22 protein-coding genes are annotated in these 19,553 nt (G+C 67.6%); 9 read left to right on the top strand and 13 right to left on the bottom strand.

Features of this window, described 5'->3' with window-relative positions:
• Positions 1 to 73: 73 nt before the first annotated feature.
• The 4 genes from AC5WS7_RS30520 to AC5WS7_RS30505 all read right to left on the bottom strand — a co-directional run bounded on the left by AC5WS7_RS30520 (position 74) and on the right by AC5WS7_RS30505 (position 4,002).
• Complete coding sequence (locus tag AC5WS7_RS30520; protein ID WP_495958059.1) at positions 74 to 751, bottom strand: nitroreductase family protein; 678 nt, start codon at positions 749 to 751, stop codon at positions 74 to 76.
• Between the two features lie 162 nt (positions 752 to 913).
• Positions 914 to 1,411 carry a type III secretion system chaperone family protein gene (locus tag AC5WS7_RS30515; protein WP_495958058.1) on the bottom strand — a complete coding sequence of 166 codons (498 nt, stop codon included), beginning with the start codon at positions 1,409 to 1,411 and terminating at the stop codon, positions 914 to 916.
• Complete coding sequence (gene mshA, locus AC5WS7_RS30510; protein ID WP_495958228.1) at positions 1,408 to 2,778, bottom strand: D-inositol-3-phosphate glycosyltransferase; 1,371 nt, start codon at positions 2,776 to 2,778, stop codon at positions 1,408 to 1,410. Before mshA ends, AC5WS7_RS30515 begins: the two co-directional genes overlap by 4 nt.
• Positions 2,779 to 3,177: 399 nt before the next feature.
• Positions 3,178 to 4,002 carry an alpha/beta fold hydrolase gene (locus AC5WS7_RS30505; protein ID WP_495958057.1) on the bottom strand — a complete coding sequence of 275 codons (825 nt, stop codon included), beginning with the start codon at positions 4,000 to 4,002 and terminating at the stop codon, positions 3,178 to 3,180.
• A gap of 215 nt (positions 4,003 to 4,217) precedes the next feature.
• Here AC5WS7_RS30505 and AC5WS7_RS30500 point away from each other — a divergent pair, with 215 nt between their 5' ends.
• On the top strand, positions 4,218 to 4,952 hold the full coding sequence (locus AC5WS7_RS30500; RefSeq protein WP_495958056.1) for an SDR family NAD(P)-dependent oxidoreductase: 735 nt from the start codon (positions 4,218 to 4,220) through the stop codon (positions 4,950 to 4,952).
• 506 nt (positions 4,953 to 5,458) lie between these two features.
• Here the strand turns inward: AC5WS7_RS30500 and AC5WS7_RS30495 are convergent.
• Both AC5WS7_RS30495 and AC5WS7_RS30490 read right to left on the bottom strand, forming a co-directional pair.
• Positions 5,459 to 6,655 (bottom strand): L,D-transpeptidase, encoded by a 1,197-nt coding sequence (locus AC5WS7_RS30495; RefSeq protein ID WP_495958227.1) that lies wholly within the window; start codon positions 6,653 to 6,655, stop codon positions 5,459 to 5,461.
• Positions 6,656 to 6,765: 110 nt separating this feature from the next.
• Positions 6,766 to 7,872 carry a UDP-N-acetylmuramate dehydrogenase gene (locus AC5WS7_RS30490; protein WP_495958055.1) on the bottom strand — a complete coding sequence of 369 codons (1,107 nt, stop codon included), beginning with the start codon at positions 7,870 to 7,872 and terminating at the stop codon, positions 6,766 to 6,768.
• Positions 7,873 to 7,898: 26 nt separating this feature from the next.
• Here AC5WS7_RS30490 and AC5WS7_RS30485 point away from each other — a divergent pair, with 26 nt between their 5' ends.
• The 3 genes from AC5WS7_RS30485 (at position 7,899) to AC5WS7_RS30475 (ending at position 9,839) form a co-directional block, all read left to right on the top strand.
• Positions 7,899 to 8,390 carry a DUF2505 domain-containing protein gene (locus tag AC5WS7_RS30485; protein WP_495958054.1) on the top strand — a complete coding sequence of 164 codons (492 nt, stop codon included), beginning with the start codon at positions 7,899 to 7,901 and terminating at the stop codon, positions 8,388 to 8,390.
• Positions 8,391 to 8,412: 22 nt separating this feature from the next.
• Positions 8,413 to 8,928 carry a DUF2505 domain-containing protein gene (locus AC5WS7_RS30480; protein ID WP_495958053.1) on the top strand — a complete coding sequence of 172 codons (516 nt, stop codon included), beginning with the start codon at positions 8,413 to 8,415 and terminating at the stop codon, positions 8,926 to 8,928.
• Between the two features lie 176 nt (positions 8,929 to 9,104).
• Positions 9,105 to 9,839 carry a class I SAM-dependent methyltransferase gene (locus AC5WS7_RS30475; RefSeq protein WP_495958226.1) on the top strand — a complete coding sequence of 245 codons (735 nt, stop codon included), beginning with the start codon at positions 9,105 to 9,107 and terminating at the stop codon, positions 9,837 to 9,839.
• A 106-nt stretch (positions 9,840 to 9,945) separates the two neighbouring features.
• Here AC5WS7_RS30475 and AC5WS7_RS30470 read toward each other — a convergent pair whose 3' ends face one another.
• A complete protein-coding gene (locus tag AC5WS7_RS30470; RefSeq protein ID WP_495958052.1) occupies positions 9,946 to 10,629 on the bottom strand; it encodes a type IV toxin-antitoxin system AbiEi family antitoxin in 684 nt (227 codons plus the stop codon).
• Positions 10,630 to 10,744: 115 nt separating this feature from the next.
• Between AC5WS7_RS30470 and AC5WS7_RS30465 the strand changes: the two genes are divergently transcribed.
• Positions 10,745 to 11,479, top strand: a complete 735-nt coding sequence (locus AC5WS7_RS30465) for an LmeA family phospholipid-binding protein (RefSeq protein ID WP_495958051.1) — start codon at positions 10,745 to 10,747, stop codon at positions 11,477 to 11,479.
• Between the two features lie 9 nt (positions 11,480 to 11,488).
• On the opposite strand, the gene deoC is transcribed toward AC5WS7_RS30465, so the two are convergent.
• Positions 11,489 to 12,175 (bottom strand): deoxyribose-phosphate aldolase, encoded by a 687-nt coding sequence (gene deoC / locus AC5WS7_RS30460; protein WP_495958050.1) that lies wholly within the window; start codon positions 12,173 to 12,175, stop codon positions 11,489 to 11,491.
• A gap of 204 nt (positions 12,176 to 12,379) precedes the next feature.
• Between deoC and AC5WS7_RS30455 the strand changes: the two genes are divergently transcribed.
• The 4 genes from AC5WS7_RS30455 to AC5WS7_RS30440 all read left to right on the top strand — a co-directional run bounded on the left by AC5WS7_RS30455 (position 12,380) and on the right by AC5WS7_RS30440 (position 15,369).
• Positions 12,380 to 12,895: a GNAT family N-acetyltransferase gene (locus tag AC5WS7_RS30455; protein ID WP_495958049.1), complete on the top strand. Its 516-nt coding sequence runs from the start codon at positions 12,380 to 12,382 to the stop codon at positions 12,893 to 12,895.
• Positions 12,896 to 13,045: 150 nt separating this feature from the next.
• A complete protein-coding gene (gene purU / locus AC5WS7_RS30450) occupies positions 13,046 to 13,927 on the top strand; it encodes a formyltetrahydrofolate deformylase (RefSeq protein WP_495958048.1) in 882 nt (293 codons plus the stop codon).
• Between the two features lie 224 nt (positions 13,928 to 14,151).
• Entirely contained in the window at positions 14,152 to 15,126 is a 975-nt protein-coding gene (locus AC5WS7_RS30445; RefSeq protein WP_495958047.1) for an Rpn family recombination-promoting nuclease/putative transposase, read from the top strand.
• Positions 15,127 to 15,135: 9 nt separating this feature from the next.
• Positions 15,136 to 15,369 (top strand): DUF4351 domain-containing protein, encoded by a 234-nt coding sequence (locus AC5WS7_RS30440; protein ID WP_495958046.1) that lies wholly within the window; start codon positions 15,136 to 15,138, stop codon positions 15,367 to 15,369.
• A 209-nt stretch (positions 15,370 to 15,578) separates the two neighbouring features.
• Here the strand turns inward: AC5WS7_RS30440 and AC5WS7_RS30435 are convergent, their stop codons facing one another.
• The 5 genes from AC5WS7_RS30435 to AC5WS7_RS30415 form a co-directional block, all read right to left on the bottom strand.
• Positions 15,579 to 16,595, bottom strand: a complete 1,017-nt coding sequence (locus AC5WS7_RS30435; protein WP_495958045.1) for an alpha/beta fold hydrolase — start codon at positions 16,593 to 16,595, stop codon at positions 15,579 to 15,581.
• Between the two features lie 213 nt (positions 16,596 to 16,808).
• Positions 16,809 to 17,828 carry an alpha/beta fold hydrolase gene (locus AC5WS7_RS30430; RefSeq protein WP_495958044.1) on the bottom strand — a complete coding sequence of 340 codons (1,020 nt, stop codon included), beginning with the start codon at positions 17,826 to 17,828 and terminating at the stop codon, positions 16,809 to 16,811.
• Positions 17,829 to 17,900: 72 nt separating this feature from the next.
• Positions 17,901 to 18,182, bottom strand: a complete 282-nt coding sequence (locus AC5WS7_RS30425) for a DUF2516 family protein (protein WP_067896437.1) — start codon at positions 18,180 to 18,182, stop codon at positions 17,901 to 17,903.
• Between the two features lie 93 nt (positions 18,183 to 18,275).
• Positions 18,276 to 18,947 carry a heparin-binding hemagglutinin gene (locus AC5WS7_RS30420; RefSeq protein WP_495958043.1) on the bottom strand — a complete coding sequence of 224 codons (672 nt, stop codon included), beginning with the start codon at positions 18,945 to 18,947 and terminating at the stop codon, positions 18,276 to 18,278.
• Positions 18,944 to 19,480 (bottom strand): helix-turn-helix domain-containing protein, encoded by a 537-nt coding sequence (locus AC5WS7_RS30415; protein ID WP_495958042.1) that lies wholly within the window; start codon positions 19,478 to 19,480, stop codon positions 18,944 to 18,946. Before AC5WS7_RS30415 ends, AC5WS7_RS30420 begins: the two co-directional genes overlap by 4 nt.
• Between the last annotated feature and the right edge of the window lie 73 nt (positions 19,481 to 19,553).

Here is a 19,553-nt window from a genome sequence, read left to right as displayed (position 1 = left end):
GGGGAAAGCCGCTCCGTCGCCCGGCGGAGCACCACGAGGTCGGCCGCCGACGCACGGCCCACTACGGCATGGATCAGCCGGTGAACTCCGGGCCGTCGAAGCGGTCGAGGGTGGTGAAATCCTCGACCGCGGCGCGGCGCAGTTTGGTCGGGCGCCGCACAGGGTGGCCGAGGGCAAGGGCCGCGGCCACCGCGAATTGGTCCGGAACGCCGAGCAGAGCGCGGACCTGTGCCTCCTGCCGGGTGAGCATCGTGGTCATGACGCCGCCGAGACCGCGGTCGCGCGCGGCCAGCAAAATGTTCCAGGCGAACGGGTAGACCGATGCGCCGCCGACCAGGGTGTACCGCTCCAGGTCGCGGTCGGAGGCGGCGAGGGCGCGCAGATCGGCCAGCAGCACGATCAGGACGGGCACTTCATGCAGATGTTCGGCGAACGCACCCCGCCTCGCCGCACTGGCGGGGGCATCCTGCAGCGCCCGGGCCTCGGCCTCCCGATCGGTGACCGGCGCCCACGCCACCAGACCGGCCCGGCCCATCGCGAGATATTCGTCCCACCCCGGCAGATAGAGATCCCGCAGGCCGAGCCGCAGCTGCGGATCCCGCACCACGACGGCCCGCCAACCCTGTCGATTACCGCCACTGGGCGCGAACCGGGCGTCATCGAGAATTTCGTAGACCGTGCGATCGTCCACCACCTCATCGGTGAATTCCCGGACCGCTCCCGTACTCCGCATCGCATCTCTGAGCTCCATACGGCCATTGTCGGCCGCGGCGAGCCACCATCGGCCGACCGCCCCTCGGATTCACATCGGTTACCCCGCGAACCACAGCCTGCGGGAAGGCGGAAGTCCGTAATACGTGCGACGAGAAGAAATTCGACTAGCCGCGGATACTCGGTCCCGAACTCGGCGGTCTCAGGACTCGTCCGCGTCCACCAGATGTTCGAAGGCACGCAGGTTCTTCAGCGACTCGCCCCGCGACACCCGCCATTTCCATTCCCGCCGAATGGATTCCGCGAAGCCGAGTTCGAGCAGGACGTTGAAGTCCGCGTCCACGGCCTCGAGGATCTGGCCGAAGATCCGGTCCAGCTCGTCCTCGGTCACCGCGTGCGTCGCGATCCGGCCGACGAGATAGATGTCGCCCACTCGATCGAGGGTGTAGGCGACGCCGTAGAGCCGCCGGTTGCGGCGGAGCAGGAATTTGTAGACGCCCTCGAAATTCTCGTCCGGCTTGCGGCAGACGAAGGATTCGGTGCGCACCCCGTGCCTGCCGACGGTGAGCATGACCGAGGTCTTCAGCTTGCGTTCACCGGGCAGCACCACGACGAACGTCTGTTCCCCGTTGCGGGTGTACTCCACCTCGCGATCGCGCAGCGTCCGTTCGATCAGCTCCGCGGTCTCGACGGCGCTCACCTGTGCACCACTCCCGTCCGTCGCCGCCACAAGGCGCGCGACCTGGTCTGATTGCCCTCGAACAGTAGGCTACCCGCGTGCCGAGAGCGCACACCCCGATGACTCCACAGCGCCTCGCCGTAACTGTCCAGCAGACCCTCGGCGGTATGTTCCCAGGAGAATTCGGCGGCATGCGCGGTGGCCGCGATGCCCATCCGGTGCAGACGCCGCGGATCGTCCAACATCGAGCGCAGCGATCCGGCCCAGTCGCCGATCCGGTGACCGGATACCAGCAGGCCCGAAACCCCGTCGCGCACAGCGGTTCCCAGCCCGCCGACATGCGCTGCCAGCACCGGCGTCCCACTGGCCTGCGCCTCGATCGCGACCAGGCCGAACGATTCGTTGTGGCTGGGCACCGCGACCACATCCGCGGCCCGGTAGACCTGGACCAGCCGCTGCGGGGCCTGCGGCGGCAGGAAGGTGACCCGGTCGGCGATACCGAGGGAGGCGGCGAGTTCGATCAGCGCGTCGGGACGTTCGAGTCCGGATCCGGACGGGCCGCCGACGATCAGCACCCGCAGCGCGCGCCCGGGTTCCGCGCGCAACACCTGCGCGGCGGCGTGCACCAGCACGTCGGGAGCCTTGAGCGGCTGGATCCGGCCGACGAAGGCGACCACCTGCTCGTCGGGTGAGATACCCAGCTCGGCGCGGGCGGCGGCCTTGTCGCCGGGACGATAACGCGCCAGGTCCGCGCCCGGCAGCACCACGTCGATGCGCTCGGGTTCCGCGCCGTACAGCTCGACCAGTTGCCGGGCCTCCTCGGCGGTATTGGCGATCAGCCGGTCGGTCTCCTCGACGAGCTGACGTTCGCCGAGCTCCCGGGCCTTCGGTTCGGGTGCGTCGCCCTCGGCGAGATAGGCGTTCTTGACCGCGGCGAGGGTGTGCGCGGTGTGCACCTGCGGCACCCGCCAGCGATCCCGCGCCAACCAGCCGACCTGCCCGGACAGCCAGTAGTGCGAGTGGATGAGGTCGTAGTGGCCGGGCAACTGCCGGGCCTCCTGCCGCAGCACCTCGGCCGCGAACGGGCACAGCTGCGTCGGCAGATCATGTTTGTCCAGGCCCTCGAAGGGCCCCGCCACCACATTGCGCACCAGAACGCCCGGCGCGGCCTCGACCACCGGTTCGTCGCTCGAGGAGGTCGCGCGGGTGAAGATCTCCACCTCGACCCCGCGGCGGGCCAGCTGAATCGCGGTCTGCAGCACGTAGACGTTCATCCCACCCGCGTCGCCGGTACCCGGCTGCGCCAGCGGCGAGGTATGCACCGACAACACGGCTATCCGATTCGGCCGTAGGTCCGCACGTTGACTCACCACCTTTCCAGTGTGCACGTCCGGCACCGCATGCCGATGCGGGCCGGACCACCAAGTGAGAGTCGTCACAATGCGTTTCCCGGTACGCAGGGCGCGGCGAACCGGTGCGGCCGCTGGGTCCGCACGCCACCGACCACGGCGGATCCCCAGTCGCGCAAACGGTTTCACCGCCATCGCGAACCTGGTTCGCCTACCCGGTCGCAGCGCGGCCTGTGCGCCCGGCATGAATATGCGCTCACCCACACCAGACCGACGCGGCCGCGCACCGCAGGGTTCAAATCCGCGACATCCGCAACATCCGGCACACCAGCACCGAACCGGACATTCGCGCAGATCGCCCGAGCGCATTCGATTGGCACGAAAGCCCTTGCTACGGTTGGACTTTCGTCCATTCGCGACGATCGGCGCGGTGAAACTTCAGTCGAGCGAATCGATGAACTCGGTGACCTCGGCCACGAAACGGTCCGGATCCTCGATGAACAGCCCGTGCTGCGCGCCTTCCCAATAAGAAGTGCGCACGTCCGGTGCGGCCTCGGCGATGTAGCGGCCGTTGTCGATCGGCACCACCGGATCGGCGGTTCCGTGCAGGACCAGCACCGGGACGTCCAGGGCGCGCAACATCGCGGTGTTGTCGACGGTGCGGTAGAACAGCGCCTTGCGCACCTGAGGCGGGGTGGACAGGCTGCCGCCGAACAGGCGTTGCGCATCACCGCCCTTGTCCCGCGCGGTACCGGTGTTCGCGCTGCCGAAGGCGGCGAATCCGCGCATCGCCCGGCCCGCGCTCTCGGAGAACACGTCGGGAATGGCCTTCTGCATGGCCGGACCGGGTTCCGCGCCGGGCACCCCGCGCCCGATCCCGGCCTGCGACCCGCAATACACCACCCCCGCGACCGCCCCCGTGCCGTTCGCCGCGAGATAGTCGCTGAGCACGATTCCGCCGTAGGACCACCCGAGCAGCACCGCCCCGGTCTCGACACCCTCCGCCGCCAGCACTGCGGCGACATCGGCGGCCCAGTTCGCCGGATCGTCATAACCGTCCTCCGGTGCGTCGGAATATCCGTGTCCTCGCAGATCCACCGCTATCACCCGAAACCGCCGAGCCAGCTCCTGTCCGGCCGTCCCCCAGTTCCGCAGATTGCCCGCCCACCCGTGCAGCAGCACCAGCGGCTGCCCGTCCGCGGGCCCGCTCACCCGGTAGACGATTCCGACACCGTCGGCACTGACCACTTCCCGAATACCCATGCGGCGAGGTTAGCCAGCCCGTCGCCGCCCGAAATTTCCCGGTTGCCCGTCGCGTCCCGGATCGAAACACGTGCTGCACCGGATCGCGCCGGGCCGACGCGCCCGGCATCCGCTGCGGCGGCCCGGTACGCAGCCGCCGAGTCGACACCGAGGTCCGCGCGCACCGCGGTGGTGGCCGCGCAGCGTGGCCGATCCCGGGCACATAAGCTTCGGATATGAGTAGTCGTAGCGCTGTTGTCACCGGCGCCAGTTCGGGGATCGGTGAAGCCACCGCGCGTGAGCTGGCGAAACAAGGGTTCCACGTCTACGTGGGAGCGCGACGGGTGGATCGGCTCGAGCGGCTCGCACAGGAGATCGGGGGGACGGCGCTGGCGCTGGACGTGACCGACGACGAGTCGGTGCGGACGTTCTGCGATGCGGTGGAGCGGGTCGACGTGCTGGTCAACAACGCCGGCGGGGCCAAGGGGCTGGCCCCGGTGGCCGAGGCGGACCTGGACGACTGGCGGTGGATGTGGGAGACCAACGTGCTTGGCACGTTGCGGCTGACCAAGGCGCTGCTGCCGAAACTGATCGCCTCGGGTGACGGACTGATCGTCACCGTCACCTCGATCGCCGCCCTCGAGACCTACGACAACGGCTCGGGCTACACCTCGGCCAAACACGCCCAGGGCGTGCTGCACCGCACCCTGCGCGGCGAGTTGCTCGGGCAGCCGGTGCGGCTCACCGAAATCGCCCCGGGCGCAGTGGAAACCGAATTCTCCCTGGTCCGCTTCGACGGCGACGCCGAGCGCGCCGCCAAGGTCTACGAGGGCATCGATCCGCTACTCGCGCAGGACATCGCCGAGATCATCGCCTTCGCCGCCGGCCGTCCGCCGCACGTCGATCTGGACACCATCGTGGTCAAGCCGCGCGATCAGGCCGGGCCGGGGCGCTTCGCCCGCCGCGCCTGAATTCCACAGCAGCACAATATAATTCGCTGACCGGCTCGCCCGCCGGTCGACGCCGGCCGGCGGGGCCCGCACACTCGCCAGAGCGAACCCAGCGAGCGTTCGCGCCGGCTCACCGTCTATTACCAGCTTCGCGCCGCCGAGTCGCGGGTGGTCAGCCGAATCCGCGCATCGTGATGATCATGAGCAGGGTGATCCCGCCACATTCCGAACGCCGCGGGCCTCGTCCGAAACGAATACCGTTGGCGCGCAACATTATCAGCTACCGACACAAGGGAATCCGCGCACTGGAACCGTCGGTACTCGACACGATGCGGCCTGCCCCCGCCGATCTGGTGACGCGTAGTGCGCGGCTTGCGCTGGAGACCGCGCCGGGGGCTACAGGCCCTGCTCACCGGCGGGGCGCCCCGCCGACTCGCAAGGCCGGACCTGTCGGTCGGCGCTTCGCCGGCGAATACCTTTGGCGCACATCGGCCTTCGCAACCCAGGTAATGCTCCGCCCCAGAAACTCAGTTCCCTCCCGGCGGCCCGGGAGCGACCGGCGTTGCCGAGACGACGGGCGCGGGCTGGCCGTGCAGCGCCGACATCGACTGCCACTTGTCCCAGGAGATCGTCCAGTCGTAGATGTCGCCGTCCGCGGCCGACAGCGCGATGGAGGTGCCGGTGACCTCGACCGGATCGCCGTAGAGGGCGGTCGGGAAGTACTTCTGGGCATCGGCGGTGCTGAGGTTGATGCAGCCGTTGGTGACGTTCGAATTACCTTGTGCGCCAGCCGACATGGGGTTGGCGTGGATGAACTCGCCGTTGTTCGAGATGCGCACGGCCCAGCGCTCGCGGGCATTGGTGTAGAACGGCGGATTCGACATCGTGAAATCCTCGTACTTCTCGGTCACCACGTGGATGCCCGAGCGGGTCACGTTGCGCTTCTCGTTGCCCTCGCCGTAACTGCAGGCGAAATCGAACAGCGTCGAACCGTCGCGGATCACCTGCACCCGGTGCGTCTGCGCGGCGCCCCGGACGATCTGACTGCGGCCGATCTTGAACGAGGAGGTCAGATCGGAGTCGCCGTAGTTGCCGCCGCCCATGTCCAGCCCGTACAGCTTGGCCGCGAATTCGACCGTCGTCCCCGGCGCCCAGTACTCCTTGGGCCGCCAGTGCGCCCGCGAACCGCCGTTGTCGTCCGGCAGCCACGCCCAGCCGCCCTCGGTGGGCGGAGTGGTGGTGACGGTGAACGACTTCTCCACCGCGGCCTTGTCCGTCACATGACTCTTGAACTGCAGCATGATCGGCGCGGCGATGCCGACCTCCTGGCCGTCGCCGACATTCACCGTCGCGGGCACGGTCTGCTTCGGCGACACCGTGGTGAACTTGCCGTCGATCGCGACGGGTTTGCCGTCCGTGCCGACCGCGGTGCCCGACCAGGTGTAGGTCGCGCCGTAGCCCAGCGGTTCGCCGATCTTGTAACTGGTCTTGTCCGGGGAGAGCGTGCCGGTGACCTGCTTACCGCCGGCATTGCTCAACGCGATCTGTTTGATCGTGCCGTTGGCGACCTTGGCCGAGATCGGCGCGACCGGATTCACATCGGTGGTGCCGGCGCCCGGCTCGAAGGTCACCTTGGCGACCGGAGCCTTCTGCTGCGCGGAACCACCGCCACCGCTGCCGCTCGAACATCCGGCCACGAACGCGGCCGCCGCCAGCTGAGCCATCCCCGCGAGCGCGGCGCGGCGGCTGGTAACCCTTCGAATGCTCACTTCCGCGAATCTACCGCGTAAGTTTTCCGGCTCCGACCGACTTTCCGGTGCCGCGCGCCACGCCCTCAGAGTGTCGAGCCGACGATGACCGGCTCGGGTTCCAGGCGGATCCCGAAGCGTTCCGCGACGCCGTCGCGCACGGTACGAGCCAGCTCGAGCAGGTCCTCGGCACCGGCATCACCCCTGTTCGTCAGTGCCAACGTATGTTTCGTGGACAGCCGGGCGCGGGCGGACTCACCCGGGTACCCCTTGCCGAATCCGGCCCGCTCGATCAGCCAGCCCGCGGAGAACTTCACCCCTGTTACCGATGGGTAGGAAGGCACTGTGACATCGCCCACATGACGTGCGATGGCCGCGCGCACCTCGTCCTCCCGCTCCGGCGGCACCACCGGGTTGGTGAAGAACGATCCCGCGCTCCAGGTGTCGTGATCCGCGGCGTCGAGCACCATGCCCTTGCCCGCGCGCAACCGCAGCACCGCCTCACGCACCTGATCCGCCGGCCGGGTCTGCCCCTCGGCGGCCTCGAGCGCGGCGGCCAGCTCGCGATAGTTCAGCGGTGCGCTGCGCCCGTCGGGATGCAGGGCGAACTCGACTGCCAGCACCACCGACCGGTCACTGTGCCTGAGCACCGAGGTCCGATAGCCGAAGCCCAGCTCCTCCGGTGCGGCCCAGCGGGTCTCGCCGGACGCCCGATCCAGCAGCCGCACCCGCCGCAACAGCTGCGCGACCTCCACGCCGTACGCGCCGACGTTCTGCACCGGCGTCGCACCGGCCGAACCGGGAATTCCGGACAGACATTCCAGTCCGCCGAATCCGGCCGCGACACTGGCCGCGACCACCTCGTCCCAGACGGCGCCCGCCTCGGCCACGACCCCGTCCGGGCCGAATTCGACTCCGCGCGTGGCGATCCGGACCACGACCCCGCCGAAGCCCGCGTCCGCGATCAGCAGGTTCGACCCGCCTGCCAGCAGCAGCACCGGAATCCCGGCCGCGTCCAGGGTGCGCACCGTCGAGACCAGCGCCTCGACGGTGCCACAGTCCGCGACCGTCGCCGGACCGCCGACCCGCAGCGTGGTCAGCTCGGCCAGCCGGACCGAATTGCGCACCCGCGCACCGGTTGCGGCCAGCAGTTCGGTCACGTCCTCGAACGGCACCACCTGAGATGTACGCACAGCCACAGACGGTAGCCTGTTCGACCATGGCGACACCTCTGGCCTTCACCGCGAACTACCAATTCTCGACCGCGGCCGTACGCGCGGCGTTCGCGGAGGAACAGTACTGGAAGGACCGTCTCGCCGAGGTCGGCGGCCCGGAGGCACGCCTGGAATCTTTCCACTACGACGGTGAACAGCTGCGGGTGGCGATGGTGCAGTCCATCCCCGAGGCCGAACTGCCCAGTGCGCTGACCTCGGTCCGGCCCGGCGATCTGATTATCCCGCGCACCGAGACGTACTCCGAATCCCGCGAGGCCGGCGTCTTCGAGGCCCATGTGGAGGGCGCGCCGGCGGAGGTGCGCGGCACGGTCACCCTCAGCGGTGACGACACCCATGTGCAGGCTGTGGTCGAGGGCACCGTCGCGGTGAGCGTCCCGCTGTTCGGCAAGAAGATCGAGGCCGTTGTAGCCGAAAAGTTGCTAGAGCTGCTCGCCGCGGAGGCGGAATTCACCAGCACCTGGATCGCCAACCGCTGATCGGGCAGTAACCTAACTCCCCATGCCCCGCCGACTCGCCTACTCAGCCCGCTATCCGCTGCACACCACCAAGGAGGTGTACGCGGCGCTGGGCGATCGCGCCTACTGGGATGCGCGGATGGCCAAGATGCGCGAGTACTCACCCAACGAGGTGATCTCACTGGAGGCGGGCGACGGCGGTATCGAGGTGGTGCTCGAGCACGTCCTGCCGCGGCACATGCTGCCCGATCTGGCGCAGACCGTGATGCGCAAGGACATGATCATCACCCGCACCGAGTCCTACGGGCCGTACGGCCCCGAGGTCACCGGCACATTCGACGCGACGATTCCGTCCGCCCCCGGCACCCTGTCCGGCAAGATGCACCTGTTCCCCACCGACACCGGCTGCACGCTGCGCACCACGCCGACCGCACGGGTGACCATCCCCCTGCTCGGAGCCCGACTCGAACAGCTGATGCTGATCAATCTGATCGATCTGCTGCGCGCGGAGGCCGAATTCACCACGCAATGGCTGGAAGAGCAGAACCCGACGAGCTGAGGGGCGCCGGATCGGATAGTCCGCTCATCCCTGGCAACCCGCTCAGCGCATCCGGCGAACCGCCCAGCACGTCCGATAAGCCCCCAGGCACGTCCGGCCAGCCGCTCGGCAGGTCCGGCAGACCGCCCGGTACATCAGGTAAGCCGGTCGGCTCGATCACCCGGGGAACGACCGGCATCAACCGCTTACGGCGCAGCGATCGATGGCTGGTCCACAACGAACTGATCCGCACCCGGCTGCGCGAGGCTGCCGATCCGCTCGTGGTCGACCTCGGTTACGGCGCGAGCCCCGTGACGACGCTGGAGCTGGCCGCTCGGCTGCGCCGGGTGCGCCCCGACGTGCGGGTGGTCGGACTCGAGATCGATCCCGAACGCGTCGTCCCCGGCCGCGACGGTGTGCGATTCGCCCGCGGCGGTTTCGAACTCGCGGGTCTGCGCCCGGTCCTGGTGCGCGCGTTCAATGTACTGCGGCAATATCCGGAGGACGCCGTCGCCTCGGCGTGGGCCACAGTGCTGGGCGGGCTGGCACCCGGCGGACTGCTGCTCGAGGGCACCTGCGACGAACTCGGCCGCCGCTGCGCCTGGATTCTGCTGGACCGTTCCGGCCCGCTGTCCCTCACGCTGGCCTGGGATCCGTTCACCGTCGACCGGCCCTCGGACCTGGCCGAACGCCTGCCCAAGGCGCTGATCCACCGCAACATCCCCGGCGAGCCGATCCACACCCTGCTCACCGCTGCCGACCGGGCGTGGGCCCGGGCCGCCCCGCACGCGCCCTACGGCCCGCGGATCCGCTGGCGCGAGACCGCGAAGATCCTGCGCGAGAACGGATTTCCGGTCCGGCCCTACCGCCGCCGGATGCGCGACTGCGTACTGTCGGTCCCGTGGAGCACGGTCGCTCCCGTAAACCGTTGACTCACAGTGATACTCGCGCTTCGCCGACCAGCTGTGAGCGGCAAGGCGGACGGGCAGGGTGTCGGCTGCGGCAGGCGCCGGAGTGTCCGGCCAAACGCGATGACGTTCAGGCTCGGTTCACCGACCGCCTGAGCCGTTCGGCCGCGTGAGAAGGCAAAGACGCTGCGGCGGTGCGGATTTCGTCGCCGTCGCAGCGGTGGATGGCGACCGCGTCGGCGACCAGTTCATCCAGGGCGATCTGGCCGATACCGGATTCGGCCAGATCCAGGACGGTGCGCAGCGGCGTGGTCACCAGGAACGCGCCCGCCGATTCGACGTCGTCGCGGCGCAGCGTCCGGCGCAGCACGACAAGTCCGGCCGAGCTGGGCAGCCGCCCGCCGCTGACGGACAGGTGCACGAAACGCGGGCGCAACCGGCCCAGGCCGTGCAGTTCGGCCGCGCTGTGGTGGGAGACCGCGGCCGCGCCGTCGAACCATGCCGACCACTTCGCGTAATCGTCCAGCGGCCCCGGCGGCCAATCGCCGAGCCGCATCAGCCCGACGCCGACCCGCATCGCCCGCCCCTCGACCAGCGCCGCGCGGATCAGCTCCTCACATCCGGCCCGGACCACCGTGCGGGTGGTGAAGTAACCGGCGTACCGGCCCGCCAGCCGCCGCAACACCGACCACGCCTGCTCCGGATCGCGCACCCGGCCGCCCACACTGGTCTGCCGACGTTCGCGCGGGCCGGCGTTGTTGCGCGGATTACGGCCTCCGGGCCCGCTACTGGCGGCGCCGGCTTCCCTGGACATGCGATCCAGGCTACGCCCGGAGCGTGTGCCTTACGTCACAATCGGCCGCGACTCGCAATCGCTCCTTCAACCGTTCCACAGAACGAACTCAGAAAGTTCGGGAAGAATCGCACCCATGAGCCTTCCAGAAACCGCGACCGCCGCGCCGCGCCGCGGCCGGAACGTGCGCAGGATTGTGCTGATCGTCGGAATCGTGATCGTGCTGGCTGTCGTCGGCACCGCGGTCGGCTTCGAAACCTATGCCCGCAAACACTTTTCGCAATGTATCGCGACCCAGCTCGAAAAGAGCCTGGGCACCAGGGTTTCGGTGAGCTTCGGCGCGAAACCACTGTTGCTGACCTACCTCGACCACAAGGTCGGCTCGGTCACGGTGTCCAGTGACGACGCCAAGTTCGGCCCGGCGGTCGATATGAAGGTGCGCGCCACGATTCACGACGTCACGATGAACGGCAACAGCGCCACCGTCGCCAGGTCCGATGCGGAGGCCAACTGGAGCGACGACGGGATCGCCCAGACGCTGCAGGGCCTGGTCTCGGGTGTGACCTCGAATCCGAGCGCGGGCACCCTGGATGTGAAGGTGCTCGGCGGACTGGCGGATCTGGAGCTGACCCCGCACATCGTGGGCGATCAGATCCAGGTCGACACCAACAAGGCCACACTGCTCGGCGTGATCGGCATACCCAACGATCTGGTCGACAACATCGTCAAGTCGATGACCCAGAGTCTGCAGAACTATCCGCTCGACATGCATCCGAAGCAGGTGACCGTCACCGATTCGGGTATCGATGTGAAACTCGCCGGCGGCGCGAGCACCATGCAGGGCGACCCCAACTCCCAGGTGAGCTGCTGAGCCCGGTACCTATTCCGGAAATCCCTGCAGCACAGCGCGAGACGCGGACATACCGAGCCTGGTCGCCCCCGCGGCGATCAGCTCGGCCGCGAATTCGGCGGTGCGGATGCCGCCGCTGGCCTTGATGCCCAGTCGCCCGCCGACCGTGTCGGCCATGATCCGGACCGCACGCACCTCGGCGCCGCCCGCGGGATGAAAACCGGTGGAGGTCTTCACGAAATCGGCGCCGGCGCGTTCGGCGGCGCGGCACACCTCGGCGATCGTCGCATCGGGCAGGGCCGCGGATTCGATGATCACCTTCAGCACGGTGTCGTCACCGACTCCCTCGCGCACGGTGACGATATCGGCGAGCACCGCGTTGTAATCCGCCGCCAGCGCCGCGCCGACGTCGATGACCATGTCGACCTCGGCCGCGCCCTGCTCCACCGCCAGCCGCGCCTCACTGCCCTTGATCAGCGAATGATGTTTACCCGAAGGGAATCCCGCGACGGTCGCCACGACGAGTCCGGGCGCGCGCACCGGCAGCATCGACGGCGACAGGCATACCGCGTAGACGCCCAGTTCGCGCGCCTCATCGATGGTCGCGGCGACGTCGGCGGCGCTCGCCCCCGGGGCGAGCAGGGTGTGGTCGATCATCGCGGCCACCTCCGCGCGAGTGAGCACACGATCTCCGGACTGCGGCGAGGTTTCGGCCATGGGCACAGAGTCTGGCACATCGCCCGCGAGGCGTTCCGCGCGTGCGGGCCGACGGCTACCCGCCTTCCGCACGCGCCTGGGACGGAACGAATTTCGTTGCGTTCGGGACCGCCCGTCCCGCACACTCGTGATGGCCGGTCGTGCGGGCAGTGTCGTATCACCACGGATGCGGCCGGGCTCAGTCGAAGGGGAGGAGCGGTCAGCGTGCTGATCCGTCGTGAACGGACCGGCGACATTCCCGCGATCGATGCGGTGCATCGAGCCGCGTTCGCACGGTCCGGGGCAGATGCCGATCCTGCCGAAGTCGGCCTGGTCCATCGCTTGCGCACCGATTCGGGCTGGATGCCGACGTTGTCGCTGGTCGCACAGGTCGTCAACCGGGTGGTCGGGCATGTCTGCCTCACCCGCGCCGGTGTGGGGCCCTATCCGGTGCTGGCGCTGGGCCCGATCGGCGTCCTGCCCGAACACCAGCGCAACCGCGTCGGCTCGGCGCTCATGCATGCCGCCCTCGGCGCGGCCGACGCTCTCGACGAACCGCTGGTCGGACTGCTCGGCAGCCTGGAGTATTACCCCCGCTTCGGTTTCCAGCCCGGCTCCCAGGTGGGCATCGTCCCCGAAGAACCCTCCTGGACCGCCCATTTCCAGGTCCGCCTCCTCACCGCCTACGAGTCCGGCATCACCGGCGAATTCCGCTATCCGGAGCCGTTCCACGCACTCTGAACTCGAGGAGTCCTCGCCGCCTGCGAGGATGGGGGCCATGTGCGAGCGTCTGAGTCATCTGCCGGAACGAAGGGCGCGCGCGTGCACACGTGGATCCGCGGCAAACGTGGTCGTGTGCACGAGCGAATCCGGCCGTCGAGGAGTCGCGGCATGAGCGCGGCGGATGAGGATCGGCGTTTCGTGTTGACGCTGGGATGTCCGGACCGGCCGGGAATCATCGCCCGGATCACCTCGTTCATCGCCGGGTTCGGCGGATCGATCATGGAAGCCGGATATCACTCGGATATCGAGTCCGGGTGGTTCTTCACGCGGCAGGCGATCAAGGCGGCGACCGTGCCGTTCGGGCTGGACGAGTTGCGCGCGCGGTTCGGCGACGTCGCGACGGAATTCGGGCCGGAGACCGATTGGCAGCTGCTCGATTCCGGGGTACGCAGGCGCGCGGTGCTACTGGTCAGCCGGGATGCGCACTGCCTGCACGATCTGCTGGGCCGCGCGACGAGCGGTGAGCTGCCCGCGACCATCGAGACGGTGATCGGCAACCATCCCGACCTGGCCGACCTGACCAGGGCGCACGGCGTGGAATTCCACTACGTACCGTTCCCGAAGGACCCGGCCGAACGCGGCCCGTCCTTCGCCCGGGTGCGCGAACTCGTCGACGCCCACGATCCCCATGCCGTGGTGCTGGCCAGATTCATGCAGGTCATGCCGCCGGACCTGTGCGAACACTGGGCAGGCCGCGCGATCAACATCCACCACAGCTTCCTGCCGTCGTTCGTCGGCGCCCGCCCCTACCACCAGGCCTTCGCCCGCGGCGTCAAACTGATCGGCGCGACCTGCCACTACGTCACCGCCGAACTCGACGCCGGACCCATCATCGAACAGGACGTCATCCGTATCGATCACGGCGACGAGGTCCGCGACATGGTCCGCCAGGGCCGCGATATCGAACGCGTCGTCCTGGCCCGCGGCCTGCGCTGGCACCTCGAAGGTCGTGTCCTGGTCCACGGGCGCCGCACCGTCGTCTTCAACTGACCCTGCCGAAACCCTGACCGCACCAAGGGTTCTGGGCGCACACCTATCTCATACAAACGGAACAGCTCCATTCAGAGATGAACCGTTATGAGCGAAATTCATTTTAAGAAAGCGCACTTCCGATATTGATCCATTAAAAACAATTCAAATTTGCAGAGTACCAATATTGTTGTCGCACACCATATTTGGGCGTTTTTCGTGAATTTCGAGTACGGTGTCGAAACATGACATCCAACCCATCCAATCCACATGACGTACTGGTGCGGAAATTGCTTTCCGACCCGGATGACGCCGCGGCCGCGATTCGTGCGGTTGTGCCGGAAGATATTGAGCGCAGCCTGGATTGGGAAGCCATGAAACGGGTCGACGCCTCTTTCGTCTCGGCCGATCTCTCTACGCGCTACAGCGATCTGCTGTTCCGCACCAATCTCACGCGCGAACCGCGAGCGGCATACGTCTACCTGCTGATCGAACACCAGAGCAGCCCGGATGCGCTGATGGCCTTCCGCATCCTGGAGTATCAGGTCTCGATCATCCGGAAACATCTGCGGGACTGCGCGAAACAAGGCCAGAAGGTGAAGCGTATCCCCGCCGTATTGCCGCTTGTCATCCATGCCGGCCCGAAGGGGCTGCGGTGGAACGCACCGCTGGAAGTCGGCGACCTGTTCGATCTGGATCCCGAGACGCATACCGCGATGCGGGACTACCTCCCCCGTATGCGCTACCTGCTGGACGACACCAACCAGATCGACACGTCCGCCCTGCTGGCCCGCCGCGGCACTCCCCGCAGCCGACTCAGCATGATCCTCGTCAAGACCGCCGGCCAAGGCCGAAAGTCCCTGCCGGACATCCTGTTCTCCCTGGTCGACGACATCCGCGAGATCCTCGACGGCCCCAACGGCAAGGAGGATTTCGAAACCCTGGTCACGTATATTGACGGCGTAGGCGATCTGACAACAGACGAACTCGCAGCCCTCGCCGACCAACTCGGCCCCGTCGCCAAGGAGATCCTCATGACAACCGCTGAGCGATACCGCACAGAAGGACGAGCAGAGCTGCTGCTCAAGCTTTTGACTCGCAAGTTCGGCCCGATAAGCCCTGCGATCGAGCGAAAGATCCGCGCAGCAGACACCGACCAAGTCGACACCTGGGCCGAACAGATACTCACCGCATCCACCATCGATGAAGCGCTCGCATAAGGCCCCTTCATGACAACCGCTGACAGGTACCGAGCAGAGGGCAAAGCACTCAGACGGGCAGAAGGACGGGCAGAGGGACGCGCAGAAGGAGGGGCCGAGCTCCTGCTCAAGCAGTTGACCCATAAATTCGGCCCGATAAGCCCTGCGATCGAGCGAAAGATCCGCGCAGCAGACACCGACCAAATCGACACCTGGGCCGAACAGATACTCACCGCATCCACCATCGATGAAGCGCTCGCATAAGACACGTCATGACAACAGCCGACGGGTACCGAGCAGCAGGCCGCGCAAGCGGTTGGGTGGATGGGCCGCTCGAGTGAGGTTCTGGCGCTGGACTGATCGGCCGGGCCTCAGGGCCAAGACCGGGCGCCCTTGACCGGCCTTGGCGGGTGGTGGAGCTGGGCCCCGCCACCGGCTTTTCCTGCGGGCCGTCGCTCTCGGCGACGGCTTCTCTAACTGGCCAGCGAAGACTTACGGCGGCCTACGTGGATCATGCGGCGGATTTCGGCGTTGAATTCCGCGGGCGCCTCGAGGTTGACCAGGTGGCCGGTGGGGAGGGTGAGGAGACGGTCGAGGGAACCCTTCTCGGCGAGGAGGTCGGCGATCTCGATCGAGTGCAGGGTGGGCAGGAGTTTGTCGTATTCACCGGCGATGACGCTGGTGGGGACGGTGATATGCGACGCCGCCTCGCCGAGGTCGATGACGGACAGGTCGCGGGCCACCGCGCCGCGGACGGTCGGGGAACAGCCTCGGACGATGGAGAGGGCGAACTCGACCAGCTCGGGATCGCAATCGGGAGTCATGATGCGGGACTGGAACAGTTTGCGGGCGACAGCGAATCCCGGCAGCGGTACCGGTGCGCCGAAGACGCTTCGCGCCACCCAGACCGGGGCCGGAAGGTGCCCGCCGCCGAGCATCGGAATGATGGTGGCGCGGCCGGGGATCTGCCGCGCGGCGGTCGTGGCCAGCACGATCGCCGAGGCCCGCTGGGCGACCTGCTTCGGATAGTGCTGCGCCCAGGCCTGAATAGTCATCCCGCCCATGCTGTGCCCGACGAGTACGGCCCGCTGAGCTGGACGCAACACCGCGTCCAGCACCGCGGACAAATCGCCGGCCAGCTGCTCCGCACCGAAAGGCTTTGTGCCCCATTCACTTTCACCGTGACCGCGCTGATCGTAGGCGATGACCCGGAACTCGCCGGCGAACTCGTTGATCTGCGGATTCCAGTACTCGACGCAGCACGACCAGCCATGGATCAGCACGATCACATCGCCCTGTTCGGGACCGTAGGCGTGCACTCGCAGCCGGGCGCCGTCCTCGGTGACGACCGAAATCTCCTCGGCCGACGGATGCGAATTAAACGATGCGGTCCGATACTTCCGGCCACGCAGACGTCCGCGATGGGCCGCGGCCAGTGCGTCGGCACCGGAGCGAAATCCGGTCACCACCTCGGGCAACTTCGCCAGCATGAGCACTCCTTTGTGTCCTCTCGCACATTACCGCGCTAACACAGTGCTTGCTAGTGCAAGCACCGCCGCCTCGGCGGCGAGTATTCGGCAGCACTCCGAACTCGAACATTCACCTCTCTGCTCTGGATATCGCGGCGGTCCCGGCGAGCGCTACCGTTATCACTGGTAATGAATTACCCACGAATCGGTCATCGGAACACCTCGGCGCGATCTCTACGCCGTGGCCGACCGCCTCGGGAACGCGGTACCCAGCACGCGGGCGAGTTCGCCGTTGAACGCCTCGACCGCCTCGACGTTGCCCAGATGCCCGGTCGGCAGGACCGCGAGGCGATCGAGCGAACCGATCTCGTCCAGGATCGCCGCGATCCGCTCGGCATGCACCGGAGGCGTCAGATCGTCGGCGCTGCCGGCGATCACGGTTGTCGGCACCCGCAGCGACGCCGCCGAACGGTGCAGCGCCAGGTCCGCCAGCAGCACCCCGAACAACGCCCGCACCCGAGCCGGGCAGGACCGCACGATGGACAACGCGAAATCTGCGACGTCTCCGGTGGAAGCCAGACTCATCACCTGCCGCCGGAAGATCCACCGCACCGGCCCGATCGGCGGGAACACCAGCGGCGCGCCGAGTAGGAACTTCCCGAGCGGAAGCAGCAGCGGCACCGGCAACCCGCGCAGCGGCGGGACGACGCTGGTCTCCACGACCAGATCACCGGCGGCGGTATTGGTCAGCACCACCGCAACCGCGCGAGCGGCCACCTGATCGGGATACCGGCCGGCCCACGCCTGGATCGTCATTCCGCCGAGGCTGTGCCCGACCAGCACGGCCCGCTGACCGGGACGCAGGGTGGCGGCCAGCACCGCGGAAAGATCCTCGGCGAGCAGATCGGTCGTGAGGGGGCTGTGACCCAATTCGCTTCCGCCGTGGCCGCGCTGATCGTAGGCGATGACGCGATACCGCCCGGCGAAGGCGTTGATCTGCGGATTCCAATACTCGATACAGCAGGTCCACCCGTGCACGAGCACGATGACGTCTCGGCTGTCGGGACCGTAGGCGTGTACCCGCAATGTGGTGCCGTCGGACGTGGTCACCGGCACGACCGCGCACGGCGCGGTCGGCGGATTGAACCGTTCATCGGCATAGGTCCGGGTGCGCAGGCCGGTGCGATGGGCGCGCATCCGGTCGCGGACGAACTCCAGCGAACCAGCGATCCAAGTAGGCAACGTTGCCTGCATCGGGACACTCCCTTGTGTGTTACTTACCGATACAGTAACGCCACTCAGGGGGTGCTTGCTAGTGCAAGCGCTCTACCAGCGCGGACCGCGCTGCACCTCATCGACCTTCGGGCGGACATCGGCCAGGTAGACGCCGGTCGCGACGACACCCGCGATGAGCCCGAACATCCCGAGGCTGAACCAGCCCAGCAGCGGCAGCCCGACCACCGCCGTGGCGACGGCCAGAATCGAGATCCAGATCGGCTTGGTGAGTTTGTCGACCGCCGTGAACGCGTCACGACGCTGACGGATGGCGTGGACCAACGCGAACAGGCAGGCACCCAGTGCGGCGATCTGAATCACCAACATGGTCATGCCGATCAGGGAGTACACACCCCAATGATAGGAGAAACGCCCCCGCGCAGCCGGATGGTGCGCGGGGGCGTGCTCTCGAACCAGGAGCCGAGATTACTGCTTGGCCGTGGTGGTGGCCTTCTTCGCGGGCGCCTTCTTGGCCGGAGCCTTCTTGGCCGCGGCCTTCTTGGCCTGGACGTCGTCGAGCGGCGCCTCCTCGGCCGGGGCGGGCTCGTGCGTCACCTGAACGACCTCGGCGTCGACGACCGGCTCGGACTCGACCCGCTCCTCGACGGTGCCCAGCAGGCCGCGGGCCTGGTCGGACACCTTGCCGATGACGTCCTCGGCACGGGTGACGACGTCGGTGTAGATGCCCTCGACCTTCTCGAAACGCTCCTCGAAGGCCGGGTTGGCGCGCAGCCGGTCGACGGTCTCCTCGCCGCGCGAGGCCAGATCCTGGTACAGATCCACCAGCTGGCGGTAGTACTGGTCGGCGACCTTGCGCAGTTCCTCGGGGCTGAGCCGGTCACGCAGATCGGCCAGATCCTCGGGGAGCTCGTTGGGCAGGCCGCTGAGCCGCTGACGCAGCGTCTCGAACTGCTCCTGCGCGTCGGCGGGCAGGTTCGCGATGCGCTCGCGGGCCTCGTCCACGCGGCCGGTGACATCGACGGTGGCGGCGCGCTCGCGCACCTTGCCCACCAGGTCGTTGACGGCGGCGTAGAGGGCATCCCCGGCGCCGACGGTCGCGTAGAGCGGTTTGGTCACGGTGAGTGTTGCTTCGGTCATGGTTCGTTCTCCTGGCGTGGCGGAACGTCGGTGGTAGTGCTCGGAACGGCGTTGTCCCTGGTCCCCCCGGGAACGCCCCCTTCGGATTCCGTTGCGTCCCCTGCGAATTCGTTCCCCGCATTCTCACGGCGGAACGATTCGTAGATGTCCAGCAGCACCTGCTTCTGCCGTTCGGTGATCACCGAATCGGCCAGCAGCGCGTCCCGGACCGGGCTGTGCGGCCTCTGCTCGAGGTAGCCGGCCCGTATGTACAAGACCTCCGAGGACACCCGCAGACCCTTGGCGATCTGCGCGAGTACCTCGGCGGACGGGTTTCGCAGTCCACGCTCGATCTGACTGAGATACGGATTGCTCACCCCCGCCAGCTGTGCGAGCTGTCGCAGCGAGACCTGCGCGGCCTCTCGCTGCGACCGGATGAAGCTCCCGATGTCGTGCGCCGCGTTGGCTACGCGGGCCACCTTCTCGCCGAGATCCGCGGATGGTTGCGCGGATTGCTCGACGTTCTGCTCGGGACCCTCGGGATCCTGTGCCATCACTCACCTTCCGGCGGTTGTGCGATCAATTCTAGGGCAGGGTGCTAGCTCTTGCAAGCACCCTGTTAGCACT

This window comes from Nocardia sp. PLKS1-43, assembly GCF_059510335.1.
The sequence above is the reverse complement of the archived record's forward strand: the minus strand, read 5'-3'. Positions and strand labels throughout refer to the sequence as shown.